The organism is Bacillus bingmayongensis (genome assembly GCF_000299035.1).
Taxonomy (GTDB): Bacteria; Bacillota; Bacilli; order Bacillales; family Bacillaceae_G; genus Bacillus_A; species Bacillus_A bingmayongensis.
Genome location: NZ_JH921518.1, coordinates 928615 through 940943, shown reverse-complemented (window position 1 = coordinate 940943; position 12329 = coordinate 928615). Strand labels below are relative to the sequence as shown.

At 34.3% G+C, this 12329-nt stretch carries 9 protein-coding genes and 1 pseudogene; 6 read left to right on the top strand and 4 right to left on the bottom strand.

The window, feature by feature from the left end:
- Nucleotides 1-2: 2 nt before the first annotated feature.
- Entirely contained in the window at nt 3-860 is an 858-nt protein-coding gene (locus Y7E_RS0119400; protein WP_017152924.1) for a hypothetical protein, read from the bottom strand.
- Between the two features lie 231 nt (nt 861-1091).
- Here Y7E_RS0119400 and Y7E_RS0119395 point away from each other — a divergent pair, with 231 nt between their 5' ends.
- The 5 genes and pseudogenes from Y7E_RS0119395 to Y7E_RS30090 form a co-directional block, all read left to right on the top strand.
- A complete protein-coding gene (locus Y7E_RS0119395; RefSeq protein WP_017152923.1) occupies nt 1092-1496 on the top strand; it encodes a BlaI/MecI/CopY family transcriptional regulator in 405 nt (134 codons plus the stop codon).
- The gene (locus Y7E_RS0119390; RefSeq protein ID WP_026049272.1) at nt 1496-3472 is read left to right on the top strand and encodes a beta-lactam sensor/signal transducer; all 1977 of its coding nucleotides are present in this window, start codon (nt 1496-1498) and stop codon (nt 3470-3472) included. The genes Y7E_RS0119395 and Y7E_RS0119390 overlap by 1 nt, the downstream gene beginning before the upstream one ends.
- A 348-nt stretch (nt 3473-3820) precedes the next feature.
- Nucleotides 3821-4393, top strand: coding sequence for a TetR/AcrR family transcriptional regulator (locus Y7E_RS0119385; RefSeq protein WP_017152921.1), 573 nt, complete (start codon nt 3821-3823; stop codon nt 4391-4393).
- Between the two features lie 295 nt (nt 4394-4688).
- A complete protein-coding gene (locus tag Y7E_RS0119380) occupies nt 4689-7328 on the top strand; it encodes a YhgE/Pip domain-containing protein (RefSeq protein WP_017152920.1) in 2640 nt (879 codons plus the stop codon).
- Between the two features lie 33 nt (nt 7329-7361).
- Nucleotides 7362-7694 (top strand): annotated as a pseudogene (locus Y7E_RS30090) (IS6 family transposase); the annotation flags it as partial.
- Between the two features lie 148 nt (nt 7695-7842).
- Here the strand turns inward: Y7E_RS30090 and Y7E_RS0119370 are convergent.
- From Y7E_RS0119370 to Y7E_RS0119355, 3 genes are all read right to left on the bottom strand, one after another.
- A complete protein-coding gene (locus Y7E_RS0119370) occupies nt 7843-9045 on the bottom strand; it encodes an L-lactate MFS transporter (protein WP_017152918.1) in 1203 nt (400 codons plus the stop codon).
- Nucleotides 9046-9513: 468 nt separating this feature from the next.
- Complete coding sequence (locus tag Y7E_RS0119360) at nt 9514-10056, bottom strand: DinB family protein (protein ID WP_017152916.1); 543 nt, start codon at nt 10054-10056, stop codon at nt 9514-9516.
- A 94-nt stretch (nt 10057-10150) separates the two neighbouring features.
- Nucleotides 10151-11092, bottom strand: coding sequence for a helix-turn-helix transcriptional regulator (locus tag Y7E_RS0119355; protein WP_017152915.1), 942 nt, complete (start codon nt 11090-11092; stop codon nt 10151-10153).
- A 198-nt stretch (nt 11093-11290) separates the two neighbouring features.
- Here Y7E_RS0119355 and Y7E_RS0119350 point away from each other — a divergent pair, with 198 nt between their 5' ends.
- Nucleotides 11291-12304 carry a LacI family DNA-binding transcriptional regulator gene (locus tag Y7E_RS0119350; RefSeq protein ID WP_017152914.1) on the top strand — a complete coding sequence of 338 codons (1014 nt, stop codon included), beginning with the start codon at nt 11291-11293 and terminating at the stop codon, nt 12302-12304.
- Nucleotides 12305-12329: the final 25 nt, after the last annotated feature.

Below are 12329 nucleotides of genomic sequence, written 5' to 3'. Positions count from 1 at the left end.
CATTATATACTAACTGATTTTTGAAGCGATTTTTTACATCGCATTCTTTTTTGAAGTCTCCGCATATATTTCTTCCGATCTTTCTGTACGCCTTTCATATACATAAATAAGCTAATTCCAAAAAATAAGGTGCATTGCATGATTAAAATGTAAGGCGACATTCCTTGGAGCGGCTGTTTTGGGTCGTATAAATGAATAGGTGCTCCTCCAATCGTAGGAAATACGATATTTAAAATAACATATGGTAGAGAGGCTATAGCAAAAGGGAATAGAATTGCCATGTAATCTTTTCTAGACCATATGGATGCAGAGAGACCCAATACCGCCATAAGACCAGCAAACAAAAAATTAATCCCAATATATAGAGAAATATAAGTAATTGGAGAAGAGAAATACAATGATGCAAACATGCTATTGTCCTTAATAATACCTAAGGCGGGTGTAGGAGTGCCATCTTGGATTGTCAGCTTACAAAGTAACAATGAAAATGCGAATGGGAGAATATAAAGAAGCCCCCCAATTAGGAAGGTAACGATATATTTCGTACATACATAGGAAAAAAAGGGAATCTCCTTACTTACAAATGATTTGAATTTATCAGCTTTATCAGAGTTATAGCTGGTACTAAAAGGGAGTGATGCTAGTACAGGCATTAAAAGTAAATACACATCCATTTCGTTATCACGAAAGCCGATCCATTTATAAGCCGTTGCTAAAAGCTCGTCGGGTACACCGCCTAAATATTGTAAAATATAGAAATAATGATAAATTGAAACAAGAATCAGCCAACTAAACAAGAGCGTGAGAGAAATCTTACTTAAAAAGGCTTGTTTTATATGTAAGCTAAGTGCGCGCATCATGATTGAAAGAGCCTCCACTATTTTTAATAAATATGTCTATGTTCTATATTACTATCAATTGTAAAAAATTTCTTGGTTTTTCAATTGATAATTTAAAAAAGAGGGAAAATTCATGAAAGGAATTGGTTTTATTCACTATATAAAAATTTCTAAAATATGGTTGACAATTAAGTATTACATTTGTAATCTATTATTAAGATTACAAATGTAATACAAGAGGTGAAACTGAATATGGCAAACAAATTACCCAAAATATCTGAAGCCGAATTAGAAATTATGAAAGTCCTTTGGTCAAAATCTCCCCAAACAGCAAATGAAATAATTGAGGAACTAGAGACAACAATGGATTGGAAACCGAAGACAATTCGAACACTTATTAATCGATTAGTTCAAAAGGAAGCGGCTTCTTATCATCAAGATAAAGGACGTATGTATGCATATTATCCATTAGTATCACAAGATAATTACTTACAAGTGGAAACAAAATCTTTACTGAAACGTTTCTGTGGTGCAGCATTCAAACCATTACTTGTAAATTTCTTAAAAGAAGAAAAATTATCTTCAGAAGATATTAATGAGCTGAAACGGATTTTGGATGAAAAGACAGAAGAGAATGAGAGAAAAGGTAGATTATGATGATAGATATAGTTGTAAATACCTATCTCTCTCCCTTTTTTGATTGGCTGATAGAAACATCGCTGATGGCAAGTGTATTAGTTGGCATAATTTTATGTGTGAAAGTTGTGCTTAGAAATAAGTTAACTCCTAGATGGCAATATATGTTATGGATAATACTGATTGTAAGGCTTCTCTTGCCGTGGTCACCGGATAGTTCTTATAGTATTTATTCGCTTATGTCATATAGCTCTGGTGTTTCTGAGATTTTTCAAAAGAATGATTCTCCTGAAACGTCACAAGAATTTGTGCAGGAAAATAAAAATATAGATGCTACTACATTCAATACAAAAGAGGATAGTTCGGTATCTAACGCAGTACATACAGAGAAAGAAAATAAAGAAATATACAGTAAGAAAACGGAAACAGATACTACATTCTCATTTTATAAAATTGCATTATATATTTGGTTGTTGGGAGCTATTATGTTAGCGGTTATAACTTACATTATGAATGGACGGTTACTCTTATACATAAAAAAACAACCTAGTATTACGGATGAAAAAATTGTTAGGATTTTTGAGAACTGCAAGAAGTCGCTAGCTATCAAACAGCAAATTCCATTACGGTTAGCGGGGAAAATTTCAAGTCCAACTGTTTTTGGGTTCTTTCGCCCAATAGTACTATTGTCAACGAGACATATGAAAGTATTGGATGAGAAGCAGCTACAATATATTTTCTATCATGAGTTATCTCATATTAAACGAAGAGATGTCGCTATGAATTGGCTTATGTACGGTTTACTTATTTTAAATTGGTTTAATCCAATTCTTTGGTATGCCTATTCCTGTATGCGAGAAGATCAAGAACTAGCATGTGATGCATTTGCTCTTACCTTTATAGATTCAGAGGAACAAATTGCATATGGCCACACAATTATTGCTCTTTTAGAACATTATTCAAGTTATTATCAAGTACCGAGTCTAGCGAATTTAAGTAGAAATAAGCGTACACTAAAAAGGAGAATTCTTATGATTAAGAAATTCCAAAAGAAATCGTATCGCCTGTCTGCACTTGGAGTTATTGTGATAGTGGCTGTTGCATCTATTTCTCTACTAAATGCACGTGCAACGGAAGTGGATGAAAGACAGAAAGGACAAGCGGTAGAAAAAAAACAGCAATCGAAAGAAGCTTTTGAAGATGCTATAGAAATAGTACTAGGTACACCAGAAAATGCAAGTAGAGAGTGGGGGATGTCAATAAAGACGTATAAAAAGAATACGGATTTCTTGTATTTGGCCGAAAAAAGTTTAACAAAAGAGGAATTTAAGCAGTATATTCAATTATTTAAGGAATCCCTCCAGATTCGTAAAAAAGCAATGGTCAAGAAAAATGTAGGCGAGAATTATGAAGGAGATACAAAAGAATTTAAACAGGAGCGCTTGAGTCAAGCTGATAATGAAAAATTAGCTAGTATTGAGAAAAAATCCAAACCATTTGAAGATAGAGTAGCTGAATCTTTAAAGTTCACTGTAGAGGAAGCACAAAATCATGTTAAGTTTCCAATTAAGAAACCGTCTTATAAGAGTGCTGGCTATGAACTGAAGAAAGAATGGGCAGATTCATATTTTGGAAGAGATATAGAATTAGTTGTTAAATCAGAATATACGAAAGGGCAATATGGGTATACGATTTATCAATCGAGGGTTTATGTAGATAATAAGGACCCACTTCATTACATGCTTCCCTGGAAAGAAAATATGGAAACCTATGATTTAGAGGGGAATCAAATTGTATTTGTTGCACCACCTTCTTACAGTAATAGTAGATTAAAAGGTATGAAGGTGTTTGTCCCTGCAAGTGAAAAGAATAGTGAGTATCAAATTGTGATTGTTAATGATATTTTTACTAGAGATGAAGCTAAATACAAAGAAAGAATTGATGATGATTTAACGAAGAAAGAAATGGAGAAAATACTGCTTTCTATGTTGAAATAGGAAAAAGTGTTCTTGAGATACATATCTCAAGAACACTTTTTTGATACGAATAGATAGTAGAGGAAGAGCCCGATTGCAAAGGAAGTAAAAGTATTGTTCCAATTTCAAGTGAATAAAATTACTTAATATTGCTAATGTATTTTACTAAGTTTCTTGACCTTTTCATTTCCTCCCTTTTTTTGATACACTATGACAGTAGAATCGTAAATAAAGGTCAATATATAGATTGTAACTTTTTATACTTGGAAATAAATAAAAAGAGAACTTGTAATGGGCGGGAAACCGTGATAATATCAAAAATGTACTAATTGACTATATTATCCAAATGGTCATTTTGGAGGTGGAGACGTGGCAGTAGATCGAAAACGTTCTATTATTGAAGCTGCAACAAAATCTTTCTCAGCGTTTGGCTATAAAGCAACAACAATGGACCAAGTTGCAAAATTAGCGAATGTTGGAAAAGGAACGATATATACTTTTTTCAAAAATAAAGAGGAATTGTTTGGAGAAATTATTTCTAACTTAATTACTGAAATGAGACAAGTTGCAAAAGATGCAATCCGTCCAGATGTTTCATTTTTTGAAAATGTACATAAAGCATTATATAGTATTTTAGAATTCAGAAAAGAACATCAACTGATGATTAAACTCATTCAAGAAGAAAGAGATATGGGCACGAAAGAAGTACAAGATGGCATGCAGCAAGTGGAGGCTGAAATTGTATCTGTTATTCAATCTTATTTAGAAATCGCTATTGAAAAGGGCGAGATTAGTAAATGTGACCCAGAAATTACAGCTTTTATCATGCTTCGTCTATACGTATCACTTATTTTTGATTGGGAAAAAAATCATGAACCACTAGATAAAGAACGAATCGCAGAACTTTTTGAACTTTATTTATTAAAAGGATTGTCAAATTAAGATAATCCTTTTATTATAATAAAATATGACCAAATGAATAAAGTGGTCATATTTATAAAGGAGGAGGATATAGGACAATAACTAATTACGTATGTGAGATTGTCAAAAGATAATCTTTTTAATCTGTTCGCATTGACCAAGTAAACTATATAGTCATTTAGAATAAAAGGGTGCATAGTATATAGAGAAGATTATAAAAGTTAGGGTTAGGTAATATGTATAACATATAGCCTTTTTATTTGCTTTAAAATGACTAAATGAATAAAGTGGTCAGAATCAAAAAGGAGGAGAGATAATGAGAGGATTCACGTTGCTTGGTAAAGAGTTTACAGCACTTATAAAAAGTAAAAAAATTTTAATTCCAATTATTGCAGTTTTATTTGTCCCGATTTTATATGCGGGTATGTTTTTATGGGCATTTTGGGATCCATATAAACAGTTAGATGATTTGCCAGTTGCGGTAGTCAATTTAGATAAAGGTGCTGTTTTTGACGGGAAACCAATTGAGGTTGGCAAAGGGTTAGTTGATGAACTAAAAGATAATGAAAGTTTTAAATGGGAATTTGTTAGTGAAAAAACAGCAAAAGAAGGAATGGAAAATCGAAAATATTATATGTTAGTTCGTATTCCAGAAAACTTCTCAAACAATGCAACAACGCTGTTAAAGGATAATCCGAAACCATTAAACTTAGAATATATTCCAAATGAAAGCTTAAACTTCTTATCTTCACAAATTGGTGGAACAGCTATCGAAAAAATTAAAAGTGAAGTATCGAATACGTTAACCAAAACGTATGCAGAGAAAATGTTTGATTCATTAAAAGATGTTTCACAAGGATTTGCTGAGGGAGCGGACGGTGCGAATAAGTTACATGACGGAGCTGGGGAATTACAAGACGGTTCTGGAAAAGTAACAGATAGTTTGCATACGTTGCAAGGGAAGTCTGAAGAGATGAAAAATGGCGTATCAGAATTGTTAAATGGTTCAAATAAATTATTAGATGGATCTGGTCAAGTATCTGGTGGCTTAAACTTACTAAATAGTAAGACTGGAGAATTAAAAAATGGAGTAGGACAATTACTAGATGGGTCTGGTCAAGTATCTGGTGGCTTAAACTTATTAAATAGTAAGACTGGAGAATTAAAAAATGGAGTAGGTCAACTACTAAATGGATCTGGTCAAGTAACACATGGTTTAAATAAAATGCTTGGTGAATCAGATAAATTGAAAAAGGGAACATCAGAATTAGCCACTGGGATGAATAGCCTTGCAGAAGCACAAAATGGATTAGAAGCAGGAGCAAAGAAAGTTCAAGAAGGTATTCATAATCTAAATAGTAATGTACAAACTTCTATAACTGAGTTAGAGAAAATAAGTCCTAAGTTGGAAGGAGTGAAAAACTTAAATCAAGTATCACAAGAAAATGTGACAGCAACCAAGGAAACGATGGATCATTTAGCTGCTTTGCAGGAGGCAATTAAAACTTTACCGCAAGAGGAACAAAACAAATTACAACCTCTTATAAAGAATGCTAGCGATAGCATGACCATAACTCAAAAACAATCAGCTGCAATTGCAGGTGGTATGGCAGAGTTAAATAAGACGGTAAATAGTTTACAAGATACAAATCAAATAAAAGGTTTAGTAGCAGGGATCAATGAGTTAGAGAAAGGGCAAAATCAATTTGTAACTAATTTTAATAAATTTGGTGAAAAGCTAGATATAGCAAAATCAGGGGCAAACGAATTGTCAACAAAATCTGTTGAGTTAATTGATGGCGTAAACAAGCTAGCAGGTGGCTCTAATCAGGTGACGGATGGTCTAGGACAATTGTCGACGAAATCAAATGAAATGATAGGGGGAATAAGTAAATTAGCAGACGGTTCAAATCAAGTAACAAATGGTTTGGAACAATTGTCAACGAAATCAAATGAAATGATAGGCGGAATAAGTAAGTTAGCAGATGGTTCAAATCAAGTAACAAATGGTTTGGGACAATTGTCGACGAAATCAAATGAAATGATAGGGGGAATAAGTAAATTAGCAGATGGTTCAAACCAAGTGACAAATGGTTTAGGTACGCTAAATGGTGGCTTAAACAAAATGTCAAACGGTTCCGGTCAATTAATCGACGGAGTAAACAAATTAGCAGACGGCTCTGGAAAAGTAACAGACGGTTTAGTCAAAGTAAATGACGGAACTGGTGAACTAGCTGAAAAACTTGGTGAAGGTGCTGAAAAAACAGGTGAGGTAAAAGGAACGGATAAAACATACGATATGTTTGCAGATCCAGTAAAAGTGCAAACTGAGAAGATTTCAGAAGTTCCAAACTATGGAACAGGATTTACACCATACTTCTTATCTCTTGGTCTATTCGTTGGGGCACTTTTATTATCTATTGTGTATCCATTACGTGATACAGTTGGAGTTCCGAAATCAGGATTTAGCTGGTTTATTAGTAAATTCGGTGTTTTATTATCAGTAGGAATTATTCAAGCTTTAGTGGCTGACCTGGTATTACTATTAGGATTAGGCGTTGAAGTACAGAGCGTTCCGTATTTCATCCTGTTCAGTGTTCTTACGAGTCTATCATTTATTACATTAATTCAATGTTTAGTAACAGCATTTGGAGATGCAGGACGATTTATTGCGATCTTAACATTAATTCTGCAATTAACAACAAGTGCAGGAACATTCCCACTTGAATTAATTCCGAAGTTCTTACAATATTTTAACGCTTGGTTACCAATGACATATTCTGTATCTGGATTTAAAGCAGTTGTATCAAGCGGAGACTTCAGCTTTATGTGGCAAAATGCAGGTATATTAATGATCTTTATTGTTCTATTGTCACTTGGAACAATTGGTTCGTTAACTTGGATGCATAAACGGCAGTTTCGAAATTTAGTAGAAGAGAAATCTATAGAAGCCTAGAGGAATGATCCTCTAGGTTTTTTAATACGTAAAAAAATGATGGAGAAACGCGGCTTATCCGTGGCTCACACAACGATTATGCGTTGGGTTCATCAATATGGACCTGAATTAGATGAAAGAGTACGGCGTCATCTCAAGCAAACAAATGACTCATGGAGAGTCGATGAAACCTATATAAAAGTAAAAGAACAATGGATGTACTTATATCGTGCAGTCGATTCGAGAGGAAATATGATTGACTTTTATTTAAGTAAATCCAGAGATACAAAAGCAGCCAAGCGCTTTTTCAAAAAAGCCTTGGCTGTTCGTCATTCTACAACACCACGTGTCGTTACGGTTGATAAAAATCCAGCGTATCCTTTAGCAAAATTGTAGAATGCGCATTTACTTGTGTACCAAATGGTGTACCTACAAAAGCGAAGCAAATAAAAAAGCAACTCCAAAATCAACTTATATTGTTAATTTCGGAGTTGCTTTACGTTTTTTAGATTTAGATTTCGAATCAAATAAGTAATCACGCTACACTGCGATAACCTTCTTCTTTTTCTTTATTCTGATTAGGTGCTTTAATTAAAATTGAGATAATAAGTGACACGACACATAATATACCGATCACCATGAAAGTTGGTTTAAATCCGCCTAAAATCGCACCGATAAAGGAACCTGCAAGTGCTCCAAAACCGAAGCCTTGATACACGATTCCATAGTTTTTACTATGATGCTTCATACCGAAGAAATCACCAACGATAGCTGGGAAAATAGTGATATTTCCACCGAAGCAAAACGCTACACTCGCTACACAGACGAAATAAATACCATAATTCAAATCTACAAAACTTAGAACAAAGATTGATATAGCCATAACAACAAACGTGCCAGTAACAATTTTTAAACGACCAATTTTATCTGATAACGGTCCCAAAATGATTCGACCAACTGTATTAAAGATAGCAACCATAGCGACTGCGTTAGCTGCTGTTGTTGCGCTAAGTCCTACAAGTTGAACACCGATGTCTTTTACCATGCCAATTAAGTATAAGCCACTCATACATGACGTAAATAGCATAATAAATAAAAGGTATACGTGTTTTGTGCGTAGCATTTCTTTTGTTGTATAGTTCTTGCTATTTGTTTTGTTCACTGCACCTTGTTCAGCAGCTTGATGGATCAAACAAGCGCCAAGTACTATCATAGCTGTAACAATTAAGCCCCAGTATATAAATGCTTGCGATACACCAACTGAATCAATCAACATTGCGTTAATGTATTTAAAAATTAAACTACCTGTCCCATATGCGGATACAGATATACCAGCAATTAAACCTTTACGCTCCGGGAACCACTTAATTAAATTAGATAGTGAAGTGATATATGCTGTTCCATCTGCATATCCCACAACAACTCCTGCAAGTACATAAAGCATTATTAATGATGAAGCTTGTGAACTAAGTATCAAGCCGATTCCTAAAGCTAATCCTGCTATCATAATGAGTTTATGAAGTCCCCATTTCTCTTGTAACTTACTAGCAAACAAAGTTGAAAATGCTAAAGAAAGGCTAGTGATTGAGAAGGTTATAGCAACAGCGTTAAGACTCCAACCATATTTACTCACTAAAGGCTGATTAAATAAGCTCCATGTATATATCGTTCCAAGTCCCATTTGTACTATAACTGTACCTAATACTATAAGCCATGGATTAACAGATGTTTTTTTCATAGGATTCCTCCCTCTCTTTTTGTTTCAACGCTATTCGATAATCGTCTACTTACGGATTTTTTCACCACAATACAACACTTTTGAAAATTGTATACTTTTTTTGTGCGCATATTCGCCACCTCTTTCGATTTAACACCTTTATTGTATAGGATGTATCAGTTTATGTAAGCGATTACAAGGCAGAGCGTCAAATATATGAAATCAGTTACAGAAAATGCAGGATGAAATACAAAAAACCTCTTGTAACATACGAAGCAGATTCTTCAATTTTGCATAATGGTTCTATTTCAGAATTACGTGTAACATATACAATTAAAAAAGTACCCTAATTAATAGGGTACTAATATATATAACTTATTTTCGGAGCAGCGCAAGGTTCAATTACACCCTTGTTGTTGTTGTTGTTGTTTGAAATCAAGCAAGGGAACCCCTTATTATTGAGTTCCCTTGTTCCACCCACTAAAGTCCTTAATCGCGGAATAATGAGTATTTTAAAACCATACTCTGTTCCAATCTTTCTTTTTGACGAAGATGATGTGCAAAATGCATATAAATCAACTGAAACCACTCTACAGCATTTAAATACCCAAGTCCTGGGTGCTCCACCTTATAATTATTTGGAATCGAAGAGAGTTTTGGCTCAACCTCTTTCATTTTCTCAATAAGCTGTAACAATGCTTGTTTAATCTCTTCTTTATCTGTGGGATTTTCAGGTTTTGATCCTGGACGATTAGGTAGTTTTATTTGTATTGGAGGAAAAGCACCCACCTTATATACTTTTTCACCCATTTCTGTTTTCTTACCATCTATAGTTGCAGAACCAGTTGTACACTCTGCAATGGCATCTAACTGCCTAGATGTAGCTGCAAGTAAATGATTATACATTTGTCCGAGAGACCATTCGTCTTCGGAAGGTTTCTTTGTAAATTGTTCAAGTGAGTATTTTTCTAATTCATTCACGTAATCCATTGCTAAACTTTCGAATTTCTCTAAAATGACATTTGTATTCATCGTGTTAACTCCTTTTCTTATATAAGATTTCGTTCTTAAGGATGATTATAAACAGGTAATGTTGACACCATTATGTCAGTAGGAAAAGAAAAAATTAAATTTGTAGCATTTTCTTTGCCTCTTCTCGAATTTTTTCAGAAAGAATATTCGGTTCTAGTACCTTTACTTGACTTCCCCAGCTTAGCACCCATGGAAATACTTCATCTATGTTTCTTGATTTTAAAAGTACATGAAATCCATCATCTTTTTGTTCATATGAATCTAAATAAAAGTAGCGAGATTCAATAACTTTGTGAGCAATCGTAGATGGAAATAGTAAATGGATGGTAATGGTCCGATTATTTGTCGGTTGATAGTCTGGTAAATAAAATGCTTCTGGCTTTTGAAAGAAATTCTGTTCTTGGTGTAAGTCGCTCATACGATCTAAACGGAAATGCCGTATTTGTTGACGAAGAAGACAATGGGAAACAATGTACCAAATTCCTGAAATATTGACTAAACCATAAGGATTCACGGTGCGTTTTGTTTTGTCTGTTTGATTCGGTTTACGATAAGAAAAAGAAACACATTGCTGTTTTTGAATGGCTTTTTGTAAAAGAAACAGCTGTTTTTCGAGTTGTTTTTGATTAAATTTTTGATGAGAGAAAGTACCAGAGAGGAAGCGGAAAGTTCCTTTTAGTTCCTTAACTTTCTTTTTCTGTTCTTGAGGGAGAATGGCCTCTAATTTTTCTTTCGCAGACTTTGCGTGCATAGAAAAAGCTGAATCGAAATTTTTCTCAACATAATCGCTCCCTAATAAAAGAGATACAGCTTCTTCTGGTTTTAATTGAATAGGCGGCAAGAAATACCCATCCATTAAAGAATAACCTTGTCCAGGCATTGAAAATATCGGAACGCCTGATTCACTAAGTGCCTGCATATCTCTGTATATTGTTCTTTTGCATATTTCAAATTTTTCCGCTAAGCTTTTGGCCGTAACAAGCTGTTTTCTCTGTAATTCAATGAGAATAGAAAGTAAGCGATCTGTTCGATTCATAATCTATCATCCTTATTCATGTAATAAATACTCAATCATGAAGTGTTCGAAAGCCACAATTATTTCTCCTGCAAATACAGACTTTTTCCTATGAATAATATCAATATAGTAAAATCATAAGAACTCATATTGCAGTTTCCAATAATATACTATATAATCTAACTAAGAAAACGTTTTCATACAAAGGGGGAGAATTTCGTGTCAACGATCGAGGACGTGGCGAAATTAGCGGGGTTATCAAGAACAACGGTTTCTCGGGTGATTAACAACCATCCGTACGTATCAGATGAGAAGAAAAAGAGGGTTCAATTGGCGATGAAACATTTAGGGTTCGTTCCTAATTCTGCAGCAAGGAGACTTCGTAAACAGAAAACAGAAACAATTGCAGTTCTTGTTCCAAGGATTACAAATCCTTTTTTCAGTAGATTTATTGAAGCGATTGAGATTGCTGCTTCTGAACATAAATATAAACTGATTATTTGCCAAACAAGATACTTACCGGAAAAAGAGATGGAATACTTACAACTGTTATCAACAAAACAAGTTGATGGTATTATTTTATGTTCGCTTGAGAATCCATGGGAGAACGTGGAGCCATACTTACAACACGGTCCAATCGTGTTATGCAATGAATATATTGAAGAAGCAAATATTCCAACGGTTAAATTTGATCATGCGCAAGGGGCTTACATAGCTGCAAAACATGTATTAGAACAAGGTTATCGCCACCTTATTTTTTGCCGTGGAAATGAAACGAAAGTAGTAAGTCAACAACGAAAAATGGGCTTTTTACGTGCAATCACTGAGAAGAGCAGACAAGTAGAAGCAATTGACTTTCTTGAAAACGCTTTCTCTTGGGAGGATGGAAAAAGAATATTCCATGACGTGTTAAAAGACAAAAAAAACCCTACCGCTATTTTGGCAGGAGGCGATGAAGTAGCAGCTGGAATTATCGCAGAAGCAAAACGCCACGACTGGAGTATTCCAGATGATCTAGCTGTAATAGGCTTTGATAATCAAATTTTATCACAGATTACAGAGCCAGGTATTACGACAATTGAACAGCCAATTGATGAAATGGCCCGAAAAGTTGTCGATTTAATGATGGATAAAATCCATACGAAAAATTATCGCAAAAAAGAATTGTATGAGTTTGAACTGGAGCTCTTGGTGAAAGGTTCAACGATGAAAGATACGATGTTACTAGCCTAGTAGACGATGTCTGCTAGGTTTTTCT